The sequence below is a fragment of the Gammaproteobacteria bacterium genome, assembly GCA_029862005.1.
GTDB lineage: Bacteria > Pseudomonadota > Gammaproteobacteria.
Map to the genome: position 1 here is coordinate 1 of JAOTYD010000013.1, position 23,920 is coordinate 23,920.

The window sequence follows — 23,920 nt, forward strand, 5'->3', positions numbered from 1 at the left end:
CCTCTCGCCCGGCAGATCGTTTTCGATTGGATCGAGGACCGGATGCGCGAAGGGGAACGATGACAATCCGTGAGAGTCGGCTTTGGGTCGGTTATTGCCGCTGATCAATCGAATTTGAGCGTCAGCTTTCTCAATAGCGGACTCTCATCGAATCCTGATGGGAGGCAATCTTCAGCCAAGAGCGGACACTTGATAATCAGGGGCTGCTAGTGATCGTGAGTTTTTGGATACCGCACTTAAACAAGATCACGCGTAAAATGCCCTTTAAACCACTTGAGAGGATTTATTAACGGCCAATGGTGGATCTTTATTGTGAAAGAGTAGACTCTGGCTTCTGGGCGGAACCAGTCAACGCCTTGACCAATATCGGTTTTGTCTTTGCGGCGTGGTTTATATGGCGCATCGTGGCGCGCGGGCAAGTGCACAGCTCGAGTATCGCTGCGATTGTCGGCGTGATAGCGGCTATCGGTATTGGAAGTTTCCTGTTTCATACAATGGCAACACCGCTTACGCGATGGCTGGATATCATTCCCATTTTCGTGTTCCAGCTGTTATACATCGGATTTTATACTCGCCGGATTATCAATCTGCCCATGGCAGTTATTGGCATCTTACTAATCGTGTTTGTGGCAGCATCTGTCTATGGTAGGCAATTTCCGGACGTCATTAACGGCTCGCTGATATACGCGCCTGCTTTGCTGGTAATTTTTGTTCTGGGTTTATACCACTACCAGAGTCAGAAGGTGGAGCGCACCTTGTTACTCGTTGCCGCCAGTGTGTTCTTGCTTTCGATATTTTTCCGTTCTATCGATAACATGATTTGTTCCCAGTTTGCATTAGGAACCCATTTCCTGTGGCATATTCTAAATGCGTTGGTTATATACTTGGCAATGCGTGCTCTAATTTCAAACTTATCGTCTGGGCCCAGGTCGGTTTCTCACTAACCATTCCGAGGATAGCTCCTTAATCTTTATTTTGGAACGTTTCGTTTTCGATTTTTATTTTTATAGGGTAGATCTTCAATACATCTACCATAAAGATCTTTATCCCAATATAAAGGCCCGATATTGTTAAAAGCGAGGCTATAAATCCGTAGTTGGCACCGATTTTATAAATCAGAAGACCCGCGGCAACGAACATAAGACAATAATAACAAACGTCTAATAAAAAATTGCGAAGCCCAAAGTAACCAGATATACAGCCATCCTCTACAGGCATTCCATAATGAACTGGAAATGGAATGCCACCAACACAAATATCAGGATTTCTTTTGTAAGCTACCATCGGATTCACAAACCAACCTACCAATACACCAAGCACGGCGGCCAGCGTGATCGTTATTGATAGCCAAGTTGTTTCTGAATGCTGCAACCGTTCGTAAAGAGTGCTCCATACATAATAGATAAGCATCGGCAAGATAACGAGCGATCCAATAACAACATACCTCACCTTATCAAGTTGTATTCGTGGGGTTTTCATGAACTACTCGTATATTGCCCCATTGAAATTATTTCACGATCCATGGTATGCCTAATTCATGGATTTGAGGGTAAAAGTTGCTCGAACTATTCGTTTCACAAAATTAATGGGATCATAAGCATCGAATAGCCATACTGATGCGTATCAATTTCCCTTTAGATGGGAGTCTCCTTTGGGTCGTTTTCTGCCGCCCATCAAAGATTTCCCAGCGTCTGCTTTTCGGAATTGAGGCTTAAACTCGGGCTAATTGAAACTCTCTAATTCCCTCGAAAACAGCCCTGACCTCTCGCGAAGGCGCCAGGCAAAAAGTTCGATATGTGTCCACGATGGGGAGCCAAACACCAAAAAGCCGGTTGAGCATGCCCAACCGGCTTTTCTCGTTCCTGGCGACGTCGGGTAAATCTTAGCGGAGTCCGGAGACGTCACCCTTATCCGGAAACGCCTTTACCACCTGCCATCAGGCCGCACCCGACATTTCCCTGCCGGTATGGCACATTTTCCTGACTTGCATCATTTCATTCCGACCCAATTGCATTTAAATACCGGTAACCAGAGATTCTAATACTGGATAAATGACAGTCACCCGACCGCAAACGGCCGATACAGATATCGTCTTCAACACCCGTGGTATCACCAAGGTCTACCAGATGGGCGAAGTGCAGGTTCACGCCTTGCGCGGCATCGACCTGGAACTGTATGAAGGCGAATTCATCGTTCTGTTGGGGCCATCGGGGAGCGGTAAATCAACGCTGCTGAATATCCTCGGCGGCCTGGATGTGCCCAGCAGCGGCACGGTGCAATACCAGGATCACGATCTCAGCACCTTCAGGGAATCGGTGCTCACCCGTTATCGGCGCGAACACGTCGGCTTCGTATTCCAGTTTTACAACCTGATCCCCAGCCTGACCGCGCGCGAGAACGTCGCGCTGGTCACCGAGATTTCCAGTAGGCCCCTGCCGCCCGACGAGGCACTCGAACTCGTCAACCTGAGTGACCGCGCGGAACATTTTCCGGCGCAGTTATCGGGTGGCGAACAGCAGCGCGTGGCCATCGCCCGTGCGATTGCCAAGCGACCGGACGTATTACTGTGCGACGAGCCGACCGGCGCGTTGGATATCAGGACCGGCATCGTGGTGCTGGAGGCGTTGGCGAAAGCCAACCGGGAACTGGGCACCACCACCGTGGTGATCACACACAACGTCGCGATCGCCGATATGGCAGACCGTGTAATCCATCTTAGCGATGGCAAAATTTCGAATATCGAGATCAACTCGCAGAAAAAAGCGCCTGCGGAATTGAGCTGGTAAAAAGATGAGAGCACTGAACCTCAAACTCTGGCGCGACCTTTGGCATTTGCGCGGCCAGTCCCTCGCCATCATCGCGGTGATGGCCAGCGGGGTTGCCTGCTTTCTCATGTTCATGAGCACGCTGGACTCGTTGCTGCTGAGCCGCGACTTGTATTACAGCGAAAACCGTTTCGCCGACATCTTCGTGCCGATCAAGCGCGCGCCGGAATCGGTCGCCCGGCTAATCGCAACGATCGATGGCGTAGACAAGGTCGATACCCGCGTTGTGGCACCCCTGACGATCGACATCGAAGGTTTTCCCGAACCTGTCGTCGGCACCGTAACCTCCATTCCGGACAACGGCGAATCCCTGCTCAACCAGCTCTACCTGCGTGCCGGGCGGCTGATCGATCCCGGACGCAACGACGAAATCATCATCAGCGAATCCTTTGCCAAAGCGCACGACTTCAAGCCGGGCGATCAGCTGCATGTCATCATCAAGGGCAAGCGCAAACAACTGCGTATCGTCGGCACCGGCGGATCCCCTGAATTCGTTCACCAACTGCGCCCCGGCGGCATGTTTCCCGACTACGAACGCTACGGCATCCTGTGGATGGGCCGTACGGCGCTGTCACACGCCTACGAAATGCAGGGCGCATTCAATTACGCGGTGCTGACGCTGACGCGCGACGCCGATGAACAAACCGTGATGGACCGTATCGACGAGCTCCTGGGGCGTTATGGCGGCATCGGCTCCTTTGCCCGTGAGCACCAGCCCTCGCATCGGTTCCTCGCGCAGGAACTCGAACAGCTGGAAAACCTGTCCGGTATCTTTCCGATTATATTCCTGGGCGTGGCAGCCTTCCTGCTGAACGTCGTCGTCACCCGCCTTGTCGGCACCCAGCGCGAGCAGATCGCGGCCCTGAAAGCGTTCGGCTATGCGAACACTACCGTCGCTTCGCATTACCTGCAGATGGTCATGCTTATCGTACTGGCCGGTGTCGTGCTCGGTATTGCAGCCGGCGCCTGGCTCGGCGTGATGCTCAGCGAAATCTTTGTGGAATATTTCCGGCTGCCGTTCGTGCATTTCGAAATGCATCCACTGCGCATAATCCAGGCCGGCCTGATCACTGTCGTCGCGGGTCTGCTGGGCACACTGGCCGCGGTGCGTGCCACTGTGCGCCTGAAACCGGCCGAAGCCATGCGCCCGGAAGCGCCGACCGTCTACCGCACATCGTTGATAGAAGAAATGGGGTTGAAGCGTGTGTTCTCGACACCCACCCGCATGATTTTGCGTAATCTCGGCCACAAGCCGGTCAAGTCGCTATTGTCGGTGCTGGGGATCGCGCTGGCTGTCGGTATGCTGATGACCGGCCGCTTCCAGGAAAACAGCACCAACTACATGGTGGACATGCACTACGGTCTGTCGCAACGCGATGACCTGTCAGTCGGATTCAACGAGGCGACTTCGCACCGCGCACTCACCGAACTGCAAAGCCTGCGCGGCGTCGAGTATGGAGAACCGGTGCGCACGTTACCGGCGCGACTGCGTTTTGAGCACCGCGAGTATCGGGTCTATATCTCGGCGTTCGAACCGGGGACGACGATCAAGCGCCTGGTCGATAGCGATCTCAATATTGTCGAACTGCCGCGCGACGGCATCGTACTGAACGAATACCTGGCCGAGGAAATCCTCGGTATCGAGACCGGCGAACTGCTTACGGTCGAAATTCTGGAAGGCAGCATGCCGGTTCGACGGATTCCCGTGGCTGCACTGATCCGCCAAGACCTCGGTGTCGGCGCCTATATGGACCTGGACGCTCTCAACCGCCTGATGCAGGAAGGCGACGTCATCTCGGGTGCCTATCTCTATATCGATGATCGCTACGCTAACGAGATTTACCAGCATCTGAAGGACCGGCCGAGAATCGTCGGTTCCGTGATCCGAACCCAGGAGATCGATAACTTTCACCGCACCATGGACGAAACCATGCTGTTCTGGACCTTCGTGGCGACCCTCTTTTCCGTTGTTATCGCGGTGGGCGTGGTCTACAACAGCGCGCGCATCACGCTGACAGAGCGCAGCCGCGAACTGGCCAGCCTGCGCGTACTGGGTTACACGCGTGGCGAAATCTCTTATATCCTGCTCGGCGAACTGGCATTGCTGACCCTAACAGCCATGCCGCTGGGCCTGTGGTTCGGGCACGAGCTGTGCCGTTATATCGCCGCCAGCATTGGCAACGAAATGTACCGCGTACCCCTGGTTCTCGAGCCTTCCACCTATGCTTTTGCCGCGCTGGTGGTATTGATTGCCGCCGCCGTTTCAGCCTTGCTGGTGCGGCGCCGGCTGGACGAACTCGACCTGATCGAAGTATTGAAAACAAAGGATTAACTATGAACGTACAATGGCAAAGACGCATCACCTGGCTGACCGTACTGTTGCTAATCGTGGCTGCACTGGCATATGGATTCAGGCCCCAGCCACGCCTGGTCGATATCGCCGAGGCGAAACGCGCGCCCATGCAGGTCACCATCCAGGAGGAGGGCAAGACCCGCGTAATCGATCGCTATATAATCACCGCGCCGGTCGCCGGCACCACCTGCCGCGTCGACCTGGAAGTGGGCGACCTCATCGAGAAAGACGAAACTCTCGTCAATATCAACCCGCTGCAATCGCAAGCGCTCGACCCTCGTAGCCGGGCCGAGGCACGCGCCCGGGTTTCCGCTGCGGAAGCCTCGTTGCACGCCGCCGAACAGAACGTCAGCGTCGCGCGTGCCGAAGCCGACCTGGCCGTCACGGAACTGGCGCGACTCGAGCCGCTCGTGGAAGCGGGTCACATCTCTGCAGAAAGGCTCGACCAGGCCAGAGCAGTCAAGCGCGGCACTGAGGCCAGACTGCGCTCCGCCTTGTTCGCCGTGGACGTCGCCAAATACGAACTCGAGGCGGCGCGCACGGCGCTGCGTTACACGGGAAACACGTCGTCGGATCCAGAAGATATCGTGCGGGTGGCCGCGCCCGTCACCGGCAGGATTCTCAAACTGCATCAGGAATGTGAAGGCGTGGTCAGCCGCGGCCAGCCCCTGCTGGAAATCGGCGATACCCGCTCGCTGGAAATCGAGACCGATGTCCTCTCCGCGGACGCGGTGAAGATCAAACCGGGAATGCCCGTCCTGTACGAGCGCTGGGGTGGCGAAAAACCGCTGACCGGCCGAGTGCGGCGCGTGGAGCCGGTCGGTTTCACCAAGATCTCCGCCCTGGGCGTGGAAGAACAACGCGTGCTGATCATCTCCGACATCACCTCGGACGCCGAACGATGGCAAACCCTCGGCGATGGTTACCGTGTCGAGTCACGCTTCATACTCTGGGAAAACGAGGACGTGTTGCAAATTCCGGCCAGCGCCCTGTTTCGTATCGATGATCAATGGGCTCTATTTGTCATGGAAAACAACAAGGCCAAACGGCGCGGGGTCAAAGTCGGGCAACGTAACGGACTGTCCGCACAGATACTGGAAGGCCTGGCGGAGGGTGACGCCGTGATTACACATCCGGACAAAACGATTGAAGATGGCATCGGAGTGAAACAAAGATGAGAATAAATGTAATCAGTCATTCGTGGCTTGCGCCCTATTGTTTCCCATGGTCGAGGGCTGCCTGAAGCCATTGGTAGACACCCGGTCGGCAAGTCTTGCGTTGCAAAGCGGATGTCGAGCCCGGTGCTGGTTGAGCGTACGGGTGAATTCGGCCCACCCGCTTCCAGCGGAATATAAAGCTCCTTTTCCGGTCGGTTACAGCTGCTATTCGAAAAAAAGCACGATGTCAGTTTTTCCGTTCGAGTATCTGCTTCAGGATAATTAAAAACTTGCGGTAATCTCGAAAACTGCCCGGATTTCTGGTGAAGGCGCCAGGCAAAAAGTTCGATAGGTGACCACGACGGGGACCCAAACACCAAAAAGCCGGTTGGGCATGCTCAACCGGCTTTTTTTATTCATCTGATAACGATTATTTACTAACCCAGATTGTTGGGGTCCCCACCATCGACAATTTGCCTTTAACCTGTCTGGAATGGTTGCTGTTTCACGTGATAGGATCGGTAAAGTGTTAAAACCGTTGGAAAATCGATCATCACTGCTTTACCCTTCCATGCAAGATAACCTCCAGCCACTTCTTACTGCCGTTCAGCGTAATTGCCATATTTCTGATGCACGGCACGCCGGTGATTACACCCTGTGTGTATATCTCCTTAAGATGAGGGAATATTTCCGCTGGGAGATGGGTTATGCGTTTCACGACAACCTGCCTGACGGCGATCTCGGCGACTGGCTAAAAGAGCGCGAACTCTACTGGCAAACCATTGAAGACGAGTCTTTTGCCAATTTACCGATCGCCGGCGACAGTTATGATCCCTTCGACATCGACGCGCTAAACGTGGCGTTGAATCCGCACGGACTGATTTATAGCGGTGGATTCGGTTACAAACACACGCCGCATTTTTTCCTCGGTAGGCTGGGACATATCGAAAAGCAAGCCGACTTTACCATCCTCCTATCGGAAAACGAGTACGCACGGGATTTGACGGCCCCGCCAGCAATGACGCGCAACGGCACGATCTTCGTCCGGCGCGAGTCTCTGCGACGCATGATCTGGGAAAAGATCGAGGAATGGCAGTGGAACCGGCAAGAAAACGCGATGGCCCGCGCAATTCGCGGCTTCGACTTCGAACATAACACCGAGACCGCGCTCGAGAATATGACCGATTCGGTGCTCGACTCGGCGCTGTTGCATGAAAAGGGAGAAGTGCTTGCGGGAAAGCGGCTGGGGCCGGAATGGGAGCAGATGCTTGCCGACCTGCCGCGATCGAAAACCGAAATCATGATCCGCGCCGTGCGCGATAATCTTGCCGACTCGCTGACGACGCTTCCCGTCCTGCTTCGTAAAGGAGACGACCCCTCATTGCACTTTTTCTTTGCGAATCTTACGAATATGCGCAAGGAACTTTTTCCGTCGCTTACGCGGTCTTATGAAAACTGGGTAACAACTGGCAAACGCAACGGTATCGAGGCGCTGGTATCGGCGAGCGAGAACCACTGGAACAGGCTTGCAAACCAGGTGCTCGTTACGTATCGAAAGAATTCCGATGATTTTTCCGACCGGCTAAATGACCTGATTGAAAATAACAAATTCTAGAATTGCCTAAAGGGTACTAGCGCAGCTCAGGCGGTTTCCCGGGGATGGCCGGGCGATTAATATTCCAGGACATCGTAATTCTGGGGCGAATATGGCTATGTGGCATGCAATAGTCACCCTTGCGATATATATTGACCCAGCACTGGTCGACCACTGCCTGGTCGAAATCAAGGCCATTGACGAAAAAAGCAATGGCGCGCGCATGAACCAAATCGGCTTCGGGCACATTCCAGCGATCGATATGGTCTATTTTTGTTCCACAACCTCCGCGCATAAGCTGGATCAAAAAATCGGGATCGTTTTCGAGATCTAGAATCGCCTTCGCCAGGTTTTCGTTTAAATTTGAGGGACCTTCGAATATTGTGGAATGTACTTTGGTTTCAGCATTTACGTAGGGGAAAACGTGCTGGTCCGAAGGCTAAACTTCTGCCGGCTCCTGATTTATGACAACCACTTTTTCTAGTTCAGATTCTTCCATTTTATTGGCCATAAGATTTCGAACTTTGAAGCTTTGATAAACGAAGCACAAGAATAATAAAGTGGGTGAGCAGACATTCTATTGACAATCGAACTTCTGCAAACGATCAATTTTTACATCTGAGCAATAAAAAATCCCGCGGTGGCGGGGCGTACGGGTTGGAAATGTCATACACCGAAATGCAATACATTAGCTAGTCAGCTTTGAGGCTCTCGGCCAATGACAACAGGGCTGCTTTCAGTTCTTCATCTTCAATCCAGTCCGCGTTACGCCGAATCGCCCTGATCGATTCAGCACTGACTGCGCGCGGTTCACGCGCGGTTTGAATTTTATCAATCTTTAACAGCGAATCCGGAACGGTGCGGAATTTCAAAGCCTGCTCGAGGTGAAAGGTTTCCCGCAACTGCTGCGCGATCTCCCCGCTATGCAAACGCAGGTAGTTCGCCACCATCGGGCTGCTCGCGGCAATCACGATTTCATGCCGATTGACGTTCAGCAGCGTTACTGCCTGGTTCACCGATTCGGGCAGGTTCTGTTCCAGGAAATGCTGGATCTCGGGCCCGAGGCGAGTAACCTCTTCAAACCCGGCCGGCAGCACCGACTGGCAAAGCCTTGATAATTTCTTCGATCCCATCAGGCCCTGCGTCGCTGGCGCTTCGGACGATGCGTTTCGCGGCTTTTCCTGCCCAGGTCGAGACGCCGATAAACCCGGGTCACCACTTCTTCATCCAGTAATCGCGACTTACCGGGCTTTAACCACTTCGGCAGCCTGAACTGGTCATAGCGCACCCGGGTCAGGCGGCTCACCTCGACCCCAACCGCTTCCCAGAGGCGTCGCACCTCGCGGTTGCGTCCTTCCTTTAAAACCACGTGATACCAGTGATTGCTGCCGCTACCGCCGGAATCGATAATATCTTCAAAATGGGCCATGCCATCTTCAAGCTGAACACCATCGCGCAGCTGCTGCAGCATTTCATGACTGACGGCACCGTGCACGCGCACCGCATACTCGCGTTCTACCTCGAAAGACGGATGCATGAGGCGATTCGCGAGTTCACCATCGTTGGTAAATAACAGCAGTCCGCTGGTATTGATGTCGAGCCGCCCGATACTGACCCAGCGACCCTGGTTCAGACGCGGCAAATTCCTGAACACGTCATCGCGTCCCTCGGGGTCCGAGCGCGTGCAGACCTCGCCCACCGGCTTGTGGTACATCAGGATCTTTGGTTTGGCAACGTGACGCTGCAGGCGCAGCAGCTTGCCATCGATCGCGATCTTTTCGCGGCCGTTGATCTGATCGCCCGGTTTAGCGGTTTTGCCGTTGACGCTGATGCGCCCCTGCTGTAGCAGCGCGTCAATATGGCGCCGCGAACCGGCACCCTGGTTGGCTAAATATTTCTGTATGCGCTCCATCGCGCGATTATACAGCAGGCCAGAGCCGCGCCCTAAGTTAATGTCATCCCGCGGCTCGACCGGGCCGCGTAGGTCGCGGGATCCAGTATTTAATGCACTGCAACTCCTCCCTGGAAACCGCGTTATCCAGGGATTATCTAATTGGCGTCCCTGACTCAGATAACATTCTGACACTGGTTACCGTGGGCGGAATACATTTTTGCCCGCAAAAATTTTTTCCGCCCACCCTTGTATCATCATGCTCAAAAAAGTTGATTACCGCGCAGCCGGTACTAGCGATGGAGGGAATGCCTTGCAGGTCAGTTAATGGCCCAGCGCTGGCCGATGCCAGTCGAGGATTCGGAGATCAGGGTTTTCGCATTGCTGTCGAGCTTGAGGTCGAGAATCGTCGCCGAGTCCGGCTGCACCTTGTGTTTGACTTTCGGTTTCCAGGTTTCGCGGCGTTTACCGCTAGCAACATCCCAGATATCGATCGCCTTGGCCGCCCGGCCGGTCGCGAGCGTACGGTTGTCATCCGAAAAGTCGGCCGAGACCAACGTCATCCTGACTTCATCGAGACGCGACACCAGTTCACCCTTGCCGCGCGTCGTGTAAACACGTGCGTCACCGATATGGGCATTCGCGAGCGCAAGTTCACCGTCATCGGACAGCGCAACCAGCGAGATCTTGTACTCCAGGTTCTTCGACCAAAGATGTTCACCATTGCTCAAATCCCACAGACTGGCGTGCCAGTCATCGGCGCCGGTCAACGCGAAGCGACCATCCTTCGAAAGCGCCACGCTGGTAACCTTCTCGTGATGGGCAAACACGAAGCGCATCTCGCCTTCGATCATATCGAAATAAACCGCCTGGTTGTCCTTGCTGCCGATCAGCGCGAAACGACCGTTCGCCGACACTGCGACATCGGTCAGGTTGGGCCAGGTCCAGTAACCGGTAAGACGTCCCGACTCCACTGCCCAGCGCGCAATCGAATTTTGTTCAATCGTGACCAGCACATTTCCGAGCTCCGAGAATGCAGCGGCAATAACACCGCCTTCACCACCTTCTTCGTGCTGAACGCTGTACTTGACCCGGTTGGTTTGTAAATCCCAGACCCGGGCAAATCCGCCAATTTCACCGGTCAGCAGGTACTTGCCATCGGGGCTGATAGCAGCGCCGTAGGAACCGGTGTCGGCATGCACCCAGGTATCGAGCGCCTGTTTTTGCTCACTGCAGGCAGTCAGCAAGGCGCAAATAGTTATTAGACTAACAAGGCATCGCATCTACCCGATTATAGATGCTAATTGGCGGCTGCCTCGATTTTTTCCTCGAACGAAAATTCAGGATTGAACTGGTCGATGTCACGAATTTCAGCCAGCGTCGGCAACTCGTTGAGCGACTTCAGGTTGAAGTAATCGAGAAACGCGTTGGTGGTACCATACAGTGTCGGCCTGCCCGGGACTTCCTTGTGCCCCAGCGATTTAACCCAGTCGCGTTCTTCCAGCGTCCTGATGATGTTGGTACTGACGCTGACACCCCGGATATCCTCGATTTCGCCGCGCGTGATCGGTTGACGGTAAGCGATCAGGGCCAGCGTTTCCATCAGCGCGCGCGAGTAGCGCGGTGGCTTTTGCTCCCACAGGCGCACCACCCAGGTTTCGAAATCGGCCTTGACCTGGAATCGAAATCCCGAGGCGACCTGTTTCAACTCGAAACCACTGCCGTCGTATTTTTCCTGCAGTTGCTGGATTGCCTGGCGAATCTCATCCTTGCCGGGCTGCTCAATATCGCCGGCAAACAAATCAGACATCTGGTTGACCGATAGCGGTTTATCGCTGGCCGCAAACAGGGCTTCGAGGATGGCTTTGAGTTTTTCGATTTGCATAATTTATGATCTGGCTTTGACGTAGATCGGGCCATAGGGCTCGGTTTGCACAAGATCGATCAGCGATTCCTTGAGCAGCTCAAGAATCGCGACGAAACTGACAACGACGCCCATACGCCCTTCGGCTGGATTGAAAAAGTCATTAAAGCTGGTGAAATCGTCGGCCGAGATACGACCCAGCACGATCACCATGCGTTCACGCACCGACAGCGGCTCACGATCGACATGATGACTGGCAAACTGCTCGGCGCGGTTGACGACGTCGCGAAACGCACTCATCAGGTCATTCAGATCGACCGTCGGTAGCGCCAGCTTGACCTTGAACTTGGGAATATCGATGTGGGTCGGATGGATTTCGCGTTCCATTCGATCGAGCCCATCGAGGTCTTCCGCCGCCTGTTTAAACTGCTCGTATTCCTGCAGGCGTCGAATCAGCTCGGCACGCGGGTCTTCCTCGTCCTGCGATTCCGTGGGTCGCGGCAGCAGCATACGCGACTTGATTTCGGCCAGCATCGATGCCATCACCAGGTATTCCGCGGCCAGTTCGAGTTCGAGATTGTCCATCAGGTGGATGTATTCCATGTACTGCCGGGTGATCGCGGCTATGGGTATATCGAGGATATCGATATTCTGGCGCTTGATCAGGTAGAGCAACAGATCGAGAGGCCCTTCGAAAGCCTCGAGAAATACCAGCAGCGCGTCGGGCGGGATATAGAGATCCTGCGGAATAACGGTCAGCGGCTCGCCCTCAACCAGGGCAAACGGCATTTCCTCCTGGATCGATGTACTACTGGTGAAAACTTTTTCCATGGTTTTATCGATACTACCTGCGCCCGGTTAATCCCATGACCTTGCGCACTTCTTCGATGGTATCCTGCGCAACGTCACGAGCGGCCTCGCAGCCTTCGTTGATGATGCTGTCGACCCCGGAAAGATCGCCCAGGTATTCCTTGACACTCTGCTGTATCGGTTTTAACTCCTCGACGATTGAATCGATGACGTATTGCTTGCAGTCGATGCAGCCGATCGACGCCGTTCTGCAACCCTCTCCAAGTTTTTGCTTGGTCGCTTCATCGGTATAGACCTCGTGAAACTCCCACACCGGGCATTTGTCCGGGTCTCCCGGATCCGTGCGCCGCACGCGTGCCGGGTCGGTCGGCATGGTTTTGATTTTCTGGGTAATGCTGTCCTTGTCTTCGCGCAATGCGATCGTATTGTTATAGGACTTCGACATTTTCTGCCCGTCAGTCCCGGGCATTTTTGACGACACGGTCAGCAGGGCCTGCGGTTCCGGCAGGATAATGCGTCCCTCGCCATCGAGGTAGCCCAGCAGTCGTTCGTGGTCACTCAAACTGATGTTCTGTTGCGATTCCAGCAACGCGTGACCAATCGACAGTGCCTCGCTATCACCCTGCTCCTGGTAGCGCTTGCGTGCATCCTGGTAAAGCCTGGCGTTTTTCTTGCCCATCTTATTAATCGCGGCGCTGACCTTGTTTTCAAAATCAGGTTCGCGACCATAGAAATGATTAAAGCGGCGTGCAACCTCGCGCGTCAGCTCGACATGAGCGACCTGGTCATCGCCCACCGGCACAAAGCCGGCCTTGTACATCAGGATATCCGCGCTCTGCAGCAACGGGTAACCGAGAAAGCCATAGGTCGATAAATCCCTATCGTTAATCTTTTCCTGCTGATCCTTGAAGCTGGGCACACGTTCAAGCCAGCCCAGCGGTGTAATCATCGACAATAACAGGTGCAGTTCGGCGTGTTCCGGGATGCGTGACTGGATAAACAGGGTTGCCGTGCCCGGATTCACGCCGGCGGCAAGCCAGTCGATCACCATATCGCGCGTGCTCTCGGCGATAATCGATGGATCCTCGTAATGCGTCGTGAGCGCATGCCAGTCCGCAACGAAGTAAAAACACTCGTAGCTGTGTTGTAGTTCGATCCAGTTTTTCAAGACGCCGTGATAGTGGCCTAGGTGCAACAACCCGGTAGGACGCATGCCCGACAGCACGCGGTTGTTTTGACTAATGGTATTCAATAATGATGATCCGGTTTATAGAGGCCCGGCTTGAATTATACTGACAAGCCAGGCCACAAACCATGATTTTAACATGTCATCCTGCGGTAATTGGAATAGACCACCGCTCATGGGCACAACCAGGAAAACGGCCCTGTCTCCCTACTCCAGGAACGAAATCTCGCCGCGCCCATGCCTCAGGATTTCAGGCTGTCCGTCGATCAGGCTGATGACCGTGGTCGGCTCGACACCGCAGAAACCGCCGTCGATGACCAGGTCGACCTCGTGTTCATAGATTTCGCGAATTTCGGCAGCATCGTCCAGCGCCTGCTGCGCGCCCGGCGGAATCAGCGTGCTACTCATGATGGGCTGTCCGAGTTCCGTCAGGATCGCCTGCACGATATAGTTATCGGGCACGCGCACGCCGATGGTTTTACGTTTCGGGTTCATCAGGCGTCGCGGCACGACCGAGGTTGCCTTGAGCAGGAACGTGTAGGGCCCCGGGGTCAGCGTTTTCATCAGGCGGTAATCCGAGTTGGATACCTTGGCATAAGTGCCGATCTCGGACAAGTCGCTACAGACCAGCGTGAAGTGGTGCTTGTTGTCGGTACGCCTTATGCGCTGGATGCGTTCCATCGCGGCCTTGTCACCTATGTGGCAACCGAGCGCGTAGCTTGAGTCGGTGGGATAGATCACCAGGCCTCCGCGATCGATGATTGCCACGGCCTGCTGAATCAGGCGTCGCTGCGGGTTGTCCGGATGTATTTCAAAAAATTGCGCCATGACCATACCTATGTGCAAGCCGCGCGATAATACAGGAAATCAGTGGGAATAAAACAACGTTTCAAAAGATATTTAAATCAATAGATTAGCGCGGATTTTTGAACAAGCGGGGAAGAAATCGTTTAATTTGTGTTACATTTATGCAACAAATGGCAAAAATTGTTGTTTTTTTCAAAAAAAAGGGTTGCTATTGTGCCAATTATGGCTATCATCGTTGCACATAAGCCATCTGGGTCAATACATTACGCGAAACCCAACATAGAAGGTTTATATCCTAGGCACAAAACTATAACTGACTTAAGGGTAATTACTCATGAAATTTAAAACATCTGCAATCGCAATGGCCGTAGCCGGTAGCATTGCCGCTCCCGCCGCAGTACAAGCTGACGTTTATGCCTCGGCTCGCGTCGGAATCTGGAATGTTGACGAGGGCGGCGTGAGCGATCTCGAGCTGCGCAGCTTTTCATCCCGCTTCGGCGCCAAGGGCGAAACCGACCTCGGCAATGGCATGACCGGATACGGTCGTTACGAGTGGGACGTCGACCTGAACGACGAGACTAACACCGAGTCTCTGAGCGTACGTCATCGTTACGTCGGCCTGAAAGGCGACTTCGGCGACATCCGCATGGGCCAGGGCGCACAAACCTGGTACAACCACGTGGTCGGCCCGATCGACTTGCCCTGGTGGCACGTTGGTTACGCCATGATTTCATACACGAACCGTACCGATAACGCGCTGACCTACTCGAACAGTGCAGGCGCGGTCTCTTTCGGTATCACCGCATATTTCACCAACCTGGATACCGGCGAAGATGCTCCGGATGGCATGGAACTGGGTGTGACTTTCCCGATCGGCGATCTGGCGCTGGGTATCGGGGTGAAGACCACTGCTGAAGATGACGCCGGCGCTGGCGCTGCCGCGGCAGCAGCCACCGAAGCGGGTAGCATCGGTACCGATCCTGATGACAGCGACGATAACATCGTAGGCGTGGCACTTAGCGGTATTTCGCTCGGCGACGCGTCACTAGCTCTCATGTTGCAGAGCCAGGCTGACGACTCCAGCTTGACGGCCAACCTGGGTATCGGTAATGCTTACATTCACCTCGAGTCTCTCAGCCTCGACGCAGCTGATGCGGACGTGCTTGGGTTAACTCTGGGTTACACGCAAAGCCTGGGTCGCAACACCACCATGTACTACGAGATCTGGAACCTTGACGCGGATACCGGTGACTCGGACGACGACAAGACTCATGTAATGGCTGTTTTGAAGTACGACATCCTCTAAGCAGAAGATTCGTAACGCAGTACCTAAAGGGCTCCTTCGGGAGCCCTTTTTTATTGGGCGGGGAGCGTTGCTCACGTGGATTATTTGATACGGCGTGGCGCAGGATTTAGCCGCCCGCGCCGCGGCGGGCCGGTGATCGTGAAAATCGTCAGAAACTGCGTTTTTTCGGTCGCCAGAATTCCAGGCGCTTGTACTTGAAAAACAGCTGGTTGCCGAGCACGTCTTTGGCCTTCCAGGTGCGATCGCGCAGCTTCGGACCCAGCTTGTGTAAATCGGGTATGCCATAGGCGGCGCCGTCGTTTTCGACGATTTCCTTTTCGATTCGATCGAAGGAATGGGTCTGGGTGTCTTCCCAGGTCCTGAGTTCAGGGATGCCGAGAAAATCGTAAATCCTGTCGAGCACGCTGTCCGGGTCGCTCACCATATCGGCGCGCTCGATCAGCAGCAGGTTCTTGCGGTTCTTGCCCTGCCAGGTCTGCTTCAGGTTGTCGTAACACCAGCCGACGCTGGTGCCGATTTTCGGGTCCATCAATGCCTCGCATCGATTCGCATCGGACAGTTCTCGGCGTTCGTTACGCAGGTAATTGTCGATGTAGGATATATAGTCCGGATTGGTACGGATCAACATGATGAAAGACGCGAGGCAATCGGTGATATTATCGACCGGGCAGATGACCTTCATTTCTTCGCCGAGGACTTTGCGTGTCGAATCGATCGCGTCGTTCATGTGCCAGGCCCATGACTTGTCGACGATATAGGGCTCCGTGCGATGCTGGTACATGCCGTCGCGAATACCGCGCCAGACATTAGGCAGTTGATCCGGGTGCTTGTACGCTTTCAACGTAACCACATCCAGACGCCATTTGGAATAAATCTCGCTGATGAAATCACTCAGTGGCGACGCGGGCGAGACATGAATTCTGGGATTCTGGTTCAGGATCTCGCCCAGCACGGTGCTGCCGGTGCGCGGCAGGCCGGCGAGGTAGAAAAATGTCTTTGCTTCCACGGTTGATCTTGGGGGCTTAAAAACGAACGCAGAGCATATCATCGGGCCTTAAATTAGTCACCAAAGTGTCGGTTTATACGTTAGAATCTGCGCTGCTTCAGACGATTACCGGTTACATGAAACAACTTTTCGATTTCCTGCCGATCCTGCTCTTTTTCATCCTCTACAAGTTCTACCTGGACTTGCCGGATGAGTTCATCCTGGGTATCAATGCCTGGGTGCCATTAATGAGCCTGACGCCAGGGGAATCCAGCGACGCGATCTACCTGGCCACGCTGACCGCGATTGTCGTCACCGTGATCCAGGTCGTGCTCGCGGCGATTATTGTCAAGCGCGTTGAAAGGATGCCGATTATTACTTTGGCATTGCTGCTGGTTTTCGGCGGTGCAACGCTGGCCCTCAAAGACCCCGTTTTTATTCAGTGGAAACCGACTGCCATCAACTGGCTGTTTGCCCTGGTCTTTCTGGGCAGTCACCTGATCGGTGACAAGCCTCTGATTCAACGCATGATGGGTCACGCGATCACGATCGAGGAGCAGCGCGTCTGGGTGCAGTTGAACCTGGCCTGGATCGGATTTTTTGTCGTCGCCGGGATTGCCAACATGGTTGTTGCTCCTGAAATCGATCCGTTCGGGTTGCAATTCAGCGAGGATACCTGGGTCGATTTCAAATTGTTCGGGTTGATGGGCATGACGATTGCGTTCGTCATCGCGCAAGCATTTTTCCTGGCGCGTTACATGCCCGATAGCGATAAGGAGGTGAGTTGATGTTTTACAGCATCGTCGGGATCGACAACGCCAACAGCCTGCCGGCCCGCATGGCGGTGCGCAGTGAACACGTCGAACGCCTGAATGCCCTGCGTGACGCGGGCAGGCTGATCATTGCCGGGCCGAATCCAGCCATCGACAGCGAGGACCCGGGCGATGCCGGTTTCTCGGGCAGTATTATTATCGCGGAATTCGATTCGCTGGCCGCCGCGCAGGCCTGGGCCGACGATGATCCCTATATCAAGTCCGGCGCCTACGCCTCGGTCAGCGTAAAACCCTTCAAAAGGGTTCTGCCTTAGGCAGTGCGTGTCGTTGATCATCCCGATACGTCAAATCCGCGTACGCGATGGAGCCGCCGCCACAGGTAATTGCTGCACGTTTTCCAGGATGAAGCCTGCAGGCGTTACCCGTGTGGAAATGAAGGTATTAGCTAGAAATCTCTTGGGCTAGAGAGCTTTACTGGGGCTTTCGAGATTATCGCTGATTTCGCGTAGCAGCATGTCTTCGGACTCGATGCGTTCGGCCATCGCCTCGCCGATCGAGGACAGGTCGGTATATAAGTCAGCCAGGCTCTCCGGTTCATCGACGCCATCGTACTTGTCATTGAAATCGACAATGACTTGCGTCGTATCTGAAATTAACGGGTAGACACGATCGGCAACTCGCTTGATATTGCCGCGTCGCTCCTTGCCGTCAATGATTCTTTCATAGATCTCGAAATGACCCAGCGCCGTGTAATCGACCAGCCGCTGGTTGAAACTGCGAAGATTGTGGATCACCGTGTCGGGCGGCACCTCTCCGGTTTCCAGTTCGGCCAGTTCACACATCGATACCAGTACCTGTTGCCGTTCCTGCAAAAGGTTATTTATGGTCTGCGTTTGCCGGGTACGCCGGTTTTCTTCCGCCGAAATTTTTTCGGCAATCTGGGCTATCTTTTCAATTTGTGATTCGCTCACGGGTTACCTCGTTCGTGCTACTGCCGGATGACAATCAATCAGCTACGGTGTGCGTATTATGCGGCTGAATTCGCCTTCGGTAAACCATCATTATATGATTTGGCCGGGTTAATTTTTGTTAAACTCGTCTGATTTCCGCAGAGTGGATCTCCATGACTGAAAAGCTTAAGGCCCAACTGGATCGTCTCGAGATCCTGTATACCGAGCAAGACTACACGATCCAGACCCTCAATAACATGGTTGCGCAGCAGGAACAGGAAATCTCGCGCCTGGGTAGCCATATCGAGCGGCTCGAGGTTCAACTGCGGTCGCTGAAGAGCAACCTGCCGAGTGACGTCGATCCCGGCTTCGAGAAACCGCCCCATTATTAATGGCTTATCCAGAACACAGGGAGCAGGACATTCGGCATATCCTGGCGGCTGCCTCGAGTTCGGAATTAATCATTGCAACCGATGATACCGGTGTCGACATCAACCTGGTCAACTCGCAACTTCGCTTTCATCACAGCTTTATCTCGGGAGCGTTGCCCGCGAGGTCCCGCCAGGCAGGCCAGGCCATTGTCAAGGCCTGCAGCAACAAGCAGCGCAGCATCAAAAAAATTCTCGACCTGACCGCCGGTTGGGGCGTGGATAGCCTGACCCTCGCCCACCACGGCAAGCAGGTCGCGATGCTGGAACAGAATCCACTGGTGTTTGCCATCGTCGCCTATTCGCTCGAGCGACTCGCCGCGGTCGAGGCCGGCGCTGCGATTGCACGTCAAATGACGATTGAAAATAGCGACGCACGCGATTTCCTGGGCAGGCTGAACAATGACCACGACATCGACTGCATTTACCTTGACCCGATGTTCCCGGGTCACAAGTCCGGGGCCAAGCCATCCAAGGAAATGCAAATCCTGCAGGCCATGACCGGCAACCTGGGCATCGAGTCCTGTTTCGAGCAGGCACTCGGCAAGGCGCACAAGCGAGTGGTGGTTAAGCGCCCGGCGAAAGCGGGCAGTCTCGACAGCCTAAAACCCGACATGACCTATCGAGAAAAAACGATTCGATTCGATGTTTACCTTACCGCGTAGCGATTTCGAGCGGTCCGACCGGGCCCGGTTTCAGTCACGGAAATTATTGAACTGCAAAGGAATACCAAGCCCCGCTTCACGCAGGATCTGCATGACCTGCTGCAAATCATCACGCTTTTTACCGCTGACCCTGAGTTGCTCACCCTGAATTGCTACCTGTACCTTGAGCTTGCTGTCCTTGACCAGCTTGACCATCTTGCGCGCCAGGTCCTTGTCCAACCCCTCCCTGACTTTCACCTGCTGCCGGGCTCGTTTATTCATTTCGACGATATCGGCAAACTCGAGGCAATCGACGTCGATTCCGCGTTTAGACATTTTTTCCTTCAGTATCGGGACCATCTGTTTTACCTGGAATTCTGACTCGGCTTCGAGGGTGAGATCGTTCTGTGACTGTTCAATTTTCGCACCCGAGCCTTTAAAGTCATAGCGGGTGCCGATCTCGCGATTGGCCTGGTCCAGTGCATTTTTAAGCTCGTGGTGGTCGATTTCCGAAACAACGTCAAAAGAAGGCATGGCTGATTCTCGTGGTCAGGGTCTGATGGTCAAGATATTGAAATTATCGCTAAAAGTATAATCCGGGACTGCAAGATTCAAAAACTTATTATCACCGAGCAGTGCCCTGCCGGCGAAATCATAGCGTGCCTGACTACAGGTCTCTTTGACAGTGGAGGCACTTACTTCAAGACTGCAGCCAAGGTCGGTGCCAATCGCATAGCCGACGAAATACTCCGGATGCCTCGAGCGCAACAGGTTGGTCGCAAATTCGGGCTGGTGACTGCGCTCCGATTCGGGATCCTGCAATCGTGACAGGTCCTGGCCAAGCGCAGCAATGGTCTCTGCCGAGCGCCGTATCACGAGCACCGAAAGGTTATCCTGGCGCAAGATTAGGGCCTGGTCCTGTGGCAATTCGGTCAGCTTGAACTGGTAGGAACTGTGCACCCGTGGCGGGCGCAGATCAAACGTAAAATCGATAAAAATGTAAACCAGCGCCGCCGCGAACGCGAACACAAAATACCTGACCAGACGCTCTAATACGCTGCTTTCTTTTGCTGCCGCCACGACCTCACCACGAGCTGTCAGGGCTTGATGAATAAAATCTACAATCCGGTGATCGAGGCCTCCTGGTAGGGCCGGCGTCACGGATCTTTATCGGCCTGACGTGAACAGACAATCCTTCGAGTAATCGGATATCGAAGCAGAACAAGGTCAGGTCAAGCACCCGCAAATCAACCGTCGAGCTTTACGGTTTCACCGGCCTGTTCACTGCAGTATCGACCGAGACAGCTAAACAGTTCGTCGCCGTCTCCCTGCAGGCGCCAGCATTGGTCCTTGGCATCGTAATCGAAGTGGTAACCGCCCGAGCGCGCGGCGACCCAGATCTGCGACAGCGGGGTTTGCTTGTTGATGATAATCTGGCTGCGATTGGCAAATTCAAGCGTCAGGATGCCACCGGCACTGTCGTAATCGATGTCGACCCCGCAATCGTCGATTGCCTCCTCGATCGCGGTCATGGTGTTTTCGGCAAGCTGATTGAAATCCGACTCATTCATCTCCAGTGGCCTCGAAATCGAGTGACAGCGAGTTGATACAGTAACGCATTCCGGTACTTTCCCGCGGACCGTCCTCAAACAGATGCCCCAGGTGGCAACCACAGCGATCGCACATGACCTCGACACGGCGCATGCCGTGACTCAGGTCCACTTCCTCACGAATCGTCTCTGCTGATGCCGGCCGGTCGAACGAAGGCCAACCCGATCCCGAATCGAATTTATTGCCCGACTCGAACAAGGCCTCACCGCAGCATTTGCATCGATACTTTCCGCTCTGGTGGTTGTCATTGTATTCGCCGCTGAAGGGTGGCTCGGTGCCCTTTTCCCGGCACACGCGGTATTCCTCGGCGGTAAGCTTGCTACGCCATTTCTCATCATCATTCATGTTCCTCTCCCGTTGTTGGCAGATACATTTCCTTACCGTCGACCAGGTAGATCCAGCCGCGGGCGATGCGGTAAATCAACCAGATCGTCACGACCGCGAGCACCCCGTAACCGATCAGAATCGGGGTGGTTAACACGCCCAGAACCGTCCACAGCAGACCATACCAGAAGGTTGCCTTTTGCCAGTTAAAGTGCGATTCAAGCCAGCCGCCACGCACATCGTCATCCTTGATGTAGTTGATGATCACTCCAATGATCGGCGTAATCAAGGTAACAAAGGACAGCGCCTGCAGAATATATACCGCGTAAGTATATTTTTTAAGTGTGGCCATCTGCGCTTCGTCAAGTATCATGGCTAATCCTCCAGCAGTTGTTCGAATCCGGCCTGGTTCAGAATTTCGACACCCAGGGCCTCGGCCTTCGCAAGCTTGGAGCCTGGACTTTCTCCCGCTATCAGCGCGGTTGTTTTCGAAGAGACACTGCTGCTCACGCGGGCACCACGCGCTTTCAGCAGGCTCGCTGCCTGGTCGCGACTGTAGCCATCGAGGGTTCCGCTGATGACGTAGGTTTTCCCGGCCAGGACTTGCGCCAACTGCTGTCGTGAAAGGTCGACTTCTGGCCAGGTAATACCCTGGTCCAGTAACTCGTTGATGATATCCCGGTTTCTCTGCTGGTCAAAAAAGTGTCTTATATTTTCTGCAACCACCGGCCCCACGTCTTCGACCTGCTGCAGCGTTTCAAAATCCGCATCCATGATCGCGTCGAGTTCACCGAAGTGACTGGCCAGCGCCTCGGCGGTGGCCTCGCCAACCTCGCGTATCCCGAGCGCATAAATAAACCGCGCCAGGCTGGTAGCCCTGGTTTTCTCGAGCGCCTGCAACAGGTTAGCTGCCGATTTTTCCGCCATGCGCTCGAGACCTGCAATCTGCTCAAGTTCCAGCTTATAAAGGTCAGCGACCGACTCGATCAATCCCTGCTCGACCATTTGTTCGACCAGCTTGTCTCCGAGCCCTTCGATATCCATCGCCTTGCGCGAAGCGTAATGCTTGATGGCTTCCCTGCGTTGTGCCGCACAAACCAGGCCGCCCATACAGCGATACGCCGCCTGACCGTGCTGCTGCAGAACCTCCGAATCGCAAACCGGGCACCGGGACGGCATTCGTGGCCGCTTTAACTTGCCTTTGCGCTGCTGCGGTACCGGGCCCACGATTTCAGGAATAACATCTCCGGCCCGGCGCACGATGACGATATCGCCGATGCGGATATCCTTGCGCTCGATCTCGTCCATGTTGTGCAGGGTCGCATTGCTCACCATTACCCCGCCAACGGCGACCGGCTCCAGCCTTGCTACCGGCGTCAACGCACCCGTTCGCCCAACCTGGAAATCAACATCGAGCAAGCGCGTCATGACTTCCTGTGCCGGGAACTTGTAGGCGATCGCCCAGCGAGGTGCGCGGGATACAAAACCGGCCTCGCGCTGCTGCTCGATACTATCAAGCTTGAACACGACGCCATCGATATCATACGCAAGCCTGTCACGCTCTTCGAGGATGCGTTGATAGTAGTCGATACATTCGCTTATCGAGTCAAGCTGTTCGATCTGACGACTAATCGGAATCCCGATACCGCGCAGGTACTGCATTTGCTGGTATTGACCCGGAGGCAGTTCAGCCCCGTCACAGACACCAATACCATAGCTGCAAAACGTTAACGGACGACTCGCGGTTATGCGCGAATCCAGCAGGCGCAGGCTGCCGGCAGCGGCATTTCGGGGATTTGCGAAAACCTTGCCACCCGCCTGTTGCTGGCTGCGATTGAGTTCGGCAAAGCCCGCCAGTTCCATGTAGACTTCACCGCGAATCTCGATCCGTCGGGGCAGATGTTCACCCATCAAACGTAACGGGATCGAGGCTATAGTGCGCGCATTCGCGGTAATGTTTTCACCGCTGCGCCCGTCTCCGCGGGTCGCCGCACGCACCAGTTCGCCTTTTGCGTATAGCAGGCTGACCGCAAGACCGTCCAGCTTGGGCTCGGCGCAATAGCTCAGCTCTGAATCGTGATCCAGTTTCTCGCGCAGGCGGCGATCGAATGCCAGCATTTCCGTCTCGTCAAAAGCATTATCGAGCGATAGCATCGCAACTTCATGCGTAACCGTTTCGAAGTGGCTCGCTGGTTCAGAACCCACTCGCTGGGTCGGTGAATCCCGGGTAACCAGTTCAGGATACTCACGCTCGAGCTCCTGTAAGCGTCGAAACATCCGGTCGTAAGCCTGGTCGGTAATCACCGGGGCATCCAGGACATAGTAACGGTAGTTATGCTCGGACAGGGACTGGCGGAGTTCCGCTGCTTCGGTCCTGGTGGCTTTGGGAATCGACATGTCTGGGGGCCTGAA

At 54.5% G+C, this 23,920-nt stretch carries 26 protein-coding genes and 1 pseudogene; 11 read left to right on the forward strand and 16 right to left on the reverse strand.

Annotation, left to right across the window (positions count from 1 at the left end; translation table 11 throughout):
- Positions 1-296: 296 nt before the first annotated feature.
- Complete coding sequence (locus OES20_10020) at positions 297-944, forward strand: ceramidase (GenBank protein MDH3635030.1); 648 nt, start codon at positions 297-299, stop codon at positions 942-944.
- A gap of 19 nt (positions 945-963) precedes the next feature.
- Here OES20_10020 and OES20_10025 read toward each other — a convergent pair whose 3' ends face one another.
- The gene (locus OES20_10025) at positions 964-1,479 is read right to left on the reverse strand and encodes a hypothetical protein (protein ID MDH3635031.1); all 516 of its coding nucleotides are present in this window, start codon (positions 1,477-1,479) and stop codon (positions 964-966) included.
- Between the two features lie 572 nt (positions 1,480-2,051).
- Between OES20_10025 and OES20_10030 the strand changes: the two genes are divergently transcribed.
- From OES20_10030 to OES20_10050, 5 genes are all read left to right on the forward strand, one after another.
- Positions 2,052-2,786, forward strand: coding sequence for an ABC transporter ATP-binding protein (locus OES20_10030; protein MDH3635032.1), 735 nt, complete (start codon positions 2,052-2,054; stop codon positions 2,784-2,786).
- A gap of 4 nt (positions 2,787-2,790) precedes the next feature.
- Positions 2,791-5,157 carry an ABC transporter permease gene (locus tag OES20_10035; GenBank protein MDH3635033.1) on the forward strand — a complete coding sequence of 789 codons (2,367 nt, stop codon included), beginning with the start codon at positions 2,791-2,793 and terminating at the stop codon, positions 5,155-5,157.
- 2 nt (positions 5,158-5,159) lie between these two features.
- Positions 5,160-6,356, forward strand: coding sequence for an efflux RND transporter periplasmic adaptor subunit (locus tag OES20_10040; protein MDH3635034.1), 1,197 nt, complete (start codon positions 5,160-5,162; stop codon positions 6,354-6,356).
- Between the two features lie 655 nt (positions 6,357-7,011).
- Positions 7,012-7,950 carry a hypothetical protein gene (locus OES20_10045; GenBank protein MDH3635035.1) on the forward strand — a complete coding sequence of 313 codons (939 nt, stop codon included), beginning with the start codon at positions 7,012-7,014 and terminating at the stop codon, positions 7,948-7,950.
- 91 nt (positions 7,951-8,041) lie between these two features.
- Positions 8,042-8,263 (forward strand): hypothetical protein, encoded by a 222-nt coding sequence (locus tag OES20_10050; protein ID MDH3635036.1) that lies wholly within the window; start codon positions 8,042-8,044, stop codon positions 8,261-8,263.
- 358 nt (positions 8,264-8,621) lie between these two features.
- Here OES20_10050 and OES20_10055 read toward each other — a convergent pair whose 3' ends face one another.
- The 7 genes and pseudogenes from OES20_10055 to OES20_10085 form a co-directional block, all read right to left on the reverse strand.
- A complete protein-coding gene (locus OES20_10055; protein MDH3635037.1) occupies positions 8,622-9,062 on the reverse strand; it encodes a DciA family protein in 441 nt (146 codons plus the stop codon).
- The gene (locus OES20_10060; protein ID MDH3635038.1) at positions 9,062-9,841 is read right to left on the reverse strand and encodes a pseudouridine synthase; all 780 of its coding nucleotides are present in this window, start codon (positions 9,839-9,841) and stop codon (positions 9,062-9,064) included. Before OES20_10060 ends, OES20_10055 begins: the two co-directional genes overlap by 1 nt.
- 299 nt (positions 9,842-10,140) lie before the next feature.
- On the reverse strand, positions 10,141-11,067 hold the full coding sequence (locus tag OES20_10065; GenBank protein MDH3635039.1) for a hypothetical protein: 927 nt from the start codon (positions 11,065-11,067) through the stop codon (positions 10,141-10,143).
- A 92-nt stretch (positions 11,068-11,159) separates the two neighbouring features.
- Positions 11,160-11,705: pseudogene (scpB, locus tag OES20_10070) on the reverse strand (SMC-Scp complex subunit ScpB).
- Between the two features lie 3 nt (positions 11,706-11,708).
- A complete protein-coding gene (locus tag OES20_10075; GenBank protein MDH3635040.1) occupies positions 11,709-12,515 on the reverse strand; it encodes a segregation/condensation protein A in 807 nt (268 codons plus the stop codon).
- 13 nt (positions 12,516-12,528) lie between these two features.
- Positions 12,529-13,746: a tryptophan--tRNA ligase gene (locus tag OES20_10080; protein ID MDH3635041.1), complete on the reverse strand. Its 1,218-nt coding sequence runs from the start codon at positions 13,744-13,746 to the stop codon at positions 12,529-12,531.
- 141 nt (positions 13,747-13,887) lie between these two features.
- On the reverse strand, positions 13,888-14,508 hold the full coding sequence (locus OES20_10085) for an L-threonylcarbamoyladenylate synthase (protein MDH3635042.1): 621 nt from the start codon (positions 14,506-14,508) through the stop codon (positions 13,888-13,890).
- A gap of 313 nt (positions 14,509-14,821) precedes the next feature.
- Here OES20_10085 and OES20_10090 point away from each other — a divergent pair, with 313 nt between their 5' ends.
- Positions 14,822-15,793 (forward strand): porin, encoded by a 972-nt coding sequence (locus OES20_10090; protein MDH3635043.1) that lies wholly within the window; start codon positions 14,822-14,824, stop codon positions 15,791-15,793.
- Positions 15,794-15,941: 148 nt separating this feature from the next.
- Here OES20_10090 and OES20_10095 read toward each other — a convergent pair whose 3' ends face one another.
- Complete coding sequence (locus OES20_10095; protein MDH3635044.1) at positions 15,942-16,799, reverse strand: sulfotransferase; 858 nt, start codon at positions 16,797-16,799, stop codon at positions 15,942-15,944.
- A 116-nt stretch (positions 16,800-16,915) separates the two neighbouring features.
- Here OES20_10095 and OES20_10100 point away from each other — a divergent pair, with 116 nt between their 5' ends.
- Both OES20_10100 and OES20_10105 read left to right on the forward strand, forming a co-directional pair.
- Positions 16,916-17,566, forward strand: coding sequence for a septation protein A (locus tag OES20_10100; protein MDH3635045.1), 651 nt, complete (start codon positions 16,916-16,918; stop codon positions 17,564-17,566).
- Positions 17,566-17,865 (forward strand): YciI family protein, encoded by a 300-nt coding sequence (locus OES20_10105; protein MDH3635046.1) that lies wholly within the window; start codon positions 17,566-17,568, stop codon positions 17,863-17,865. Before OES20_10100 ends, OES20_10105 begins: the two co-directional genes overlap by 1 nt.
- Positions 17,866-18,012: 147 nt before the next feature.
- Here the strand turns inward: OES20_10105 and OES20_10110 are convergent, their stop codons facing one another.
- Positions 18,013-18,522, reverse strand: coding sequence for a sigma D regulator (locus OES20_10110; protein MDH3635047.1), 510 nt, complete (start codon positions 18,520-18,522; stop codon positions 18,013-18,015).
- 152 nt (positions 18,523-18,674) lie between these two features.
- Between OES20_10110 and OES20_10115 the strand changes: the two genes are divergently transcribed.
- Together OES20_10115 and OES20_10120 are read left to right on the forward strand one after the other, a co-directional pair.
- Positions 18,675-18,893 carry a SlyX family protein gene (locus OES20_10115; GenBank protein ID MDH3635048.1) on the forward strand — a complete coding sequence of 73 codons (219 nt, stop codon included), beginning with the start codon at positions 18,675-18,677 and terminating at the stop codon, positions 18,891-18,893.
- The gene (locus OES20_10120) at positions 18,893-19,594 is read left to right on the forward strand and encodes a class I SAM-dependent methyltransferase (protein MDH3635049.1); all 702 of its coding nucleotides are present in this window, start codon (positions 18,893-18,895) and stop codon (positions 19,592-19,594) included. The genes OES20_10115 and OES20_10120 overlap by 1 nt, the downstream gene beginning before the upstream one ends.
- A gap of 30 nt (positions 19,595-19,624) precedes the next feature.
- On the opposite strand, the gene OES20_10125 is transcribed toward OES20_10120, so the two are convergent.
- From OES20_10125 to ligA, 6 genes are all read right to left on the reverse strand, one after another.
- On the reverse strand, positions 19,625-20,107 hold the full coding sequence (locus OES20_10125) for a YajQ family cyclic di-GMP-binding protein (protein ID MDH3635050.1): 483 nt from the start codon (positions 20,105-20,107) through the stop codon (positions 19,625-19,627).
- 15 nt (positions 20,108-20,122) lie between these two features.
- The gene (locus tag OES20_10130) at positions 20,123-20,653 is read right to left on the reverse strand and encodes a hypothetical protein (GenBank protein MDH3635051.1); all 531 of its coding nucleotides are present in this window, start codon (positions 20,651-20,653) and stop codon (positions 20,123-20,125) included.
- Positions 20,654-20,820: 167 nt separating this feature from the next.
- Positions 20,821-21,144 (reverse strand): iron donor protein CyaY, encoded by a 324-nt coding sequence (gene cyaY, locus OES20_10135; protein ID MDH3635052.1) that lies wholly within the window; start codon positions 21,142-21,144, stop codon positions 20,821-20,823.
- Positions 21,137-21,529 carry a peptide-methionine (R)-S-oxide reductase MsrB gene (gene msrB, locus OES20_10140; GenBank protein ID MDH3635053.1) on the reverse strand — a complete coding sequence of 131 codons (393 nt, stop codon included), beginning with the start codon at positions 21,527-21,529 and terminating at the stop codon, positions 21,137-21,139. Before msrB ends, cyaY begins: the two co-directional genes overlap by 8 nt.
- Positions 21,522-21,881 carry a hypothetical protein gene (locus tag OES20_10145; protein MDH3635054.1) on the reverse strand — a complete coding sequence of 120 codons (360 nt, stop codon included), beginning with the start codon at positions 21,879-21,881 and terminating at the stop codon, positions 21,522-21,524. The genes msrB and OES20_10145 overlap by 8 nt, the downstream gene beginning before the upstream one ends.
- A gap of 2 nt (positions 21,882-21,883) precedes the next feature.
- Positions 21,884-23,905, reverse strand: coding sequence for an NAD-dependent DNA ligase LigA (gene ligA, locus OES20_10150; protein MDH3635055.1), 2,022 nt, complete (start codon positions 23,903-23,905; stop codon positions 21,884-21,886).
- Positions 23,906-23,920: the final 15 nt, after the last annotated feature.

Coding starts and splice junctions, on each gene's coding strand:
- OES20_10045 (MDH3635035.1), top strand. CDS start 7,012: ATGAGGGAATATTTCCGCTGGGAGATGGGTTATGCGTTTCACGACAAC.
- OES20_10090 (MDH3635043.1), top strand. CDS start 14,822: ATGAAATTTAAAACATCTGCAATCGCAATGGCCGTAGCCGGTAGCATT.
- OES20_10030 (MDH3635032.1), top strand. CDS start 2,052: ATGACAGTCACCCGACCGCAAACGGCCGATACAGATATCGTCTTCAAC.
- OES20_10100 (MDH3635045.1), top strand. CDS start 16,916: ATGAAACAACTTTTCGATTTCCTGCCGATCCTGCTCTTTTTCATCCTC.
- OES20_10035 (MDH3635033.1), top strand. CDS start 2,791: ATGAGAGCACTGAACCTCAAACTCTGGCGCGACCTTTGGCATTTGCGC.
- OES20_10115 (MDH3635048.1), top strand. CDS start 18,675: ATGACTGAAAAGCTTAAGGCCCAACTGGATCGTCTCGAGATCCTGTAT.
- OES20_10025 (MDH3635031.1), bottom strand. CDS start 1,479: ATGAAAACCCCACGAATACAACTTGATAAGGTGAGGTATGTTGTTATT.
- OES20_10120 (MDH3635049.1), top strand. CDS start 18,893: ATGGCTTATCCAGAACACAGGGAGCAGGACATTCGGCATATCCTGGCG.
- OES20_10125 (MDH3635050.1), bottom strand. CDS start 20,107: ATGCCTTCTTTTGACGTTGTTTCGGAAATCGACCACCACGAGCTTAAA.
- OES20_10040 (MDH3635034.1), top strand. CDS start 5,160: ATGAACGTACAATGGCAAAGACGCATCACCTGGCTGACCGTACTGTTG.
- OES20_10075 (MDH3635040.1), bottom strand. CDS start 12,515: ATGGAAAAAGTTTTCACCAGTAGTACATCGATCCAGGAGGAAATGCCG.
- OES20_10105 (MDH3635046.1), top strand. CDS start 17,566: ATGTTTTACAGCATCGTCGGGATCGACAACGCCAACAGCCTGCCGGCC.
- msrB (MDH3635053.1), bottom strand. CDS start 21,529: ATGAATGATGATGAGAAATGGCGTAGCAAGCTTACCGCCGAGGAATAC.
- OES20_10060 (MDH3635038.1), bottom strand. CDS start 9,841: ATGGAGCGCATACAGAAATATTTAGCCAACCAGGGTGCCGGTTCGCGG.
- OES20_10050 (MDH3635036.1), top strand. CDS start 8,042: ATGGCTATGTGGCATGCAATAGTCACCCTTGCGATATATATTGACCCA.
- OES20_10085 (MDH3635042.1), bottom strand. CDS start 14,508: ATGGCGCAATTTTTTGAAATACATCCGGACAACCCGCAGCGACGCCTG.
- OES20_10055 (MDH3635037.1), bottom strand. CDS start 9,062: ATGGGATCGAAGAAATTATCAAGGCTTTGCCAGTCGGTGCTGCCGGCC.
- ligA (MDH3635055.1), bottom strand. CDS start 23,905: ATGTCGATTCCCAAAGCCACCAGGACCGAAGCAGCGGAACTCCGCCAG.
- OES20_10145 (MDH3635054.1), bottom strand. CDS start 21,881: ATGATACTTGACGAAGCGCAGATGGCCACACTTAAAAAATATACTTAC.
- cyaY (MDH3635052.1), bottom strand. CDS start 21,144: ATGAATGAGTCGGATTTCAATCAGCTTGCCGAAAACACCATGACCGCG.
- OES20_10020 (MDH3635030.1), top strand. CDS start 297: ATGGTGGATCTTTATTGTGAAAGAGTAGACTCTGGCTTCTGGGCGGAA.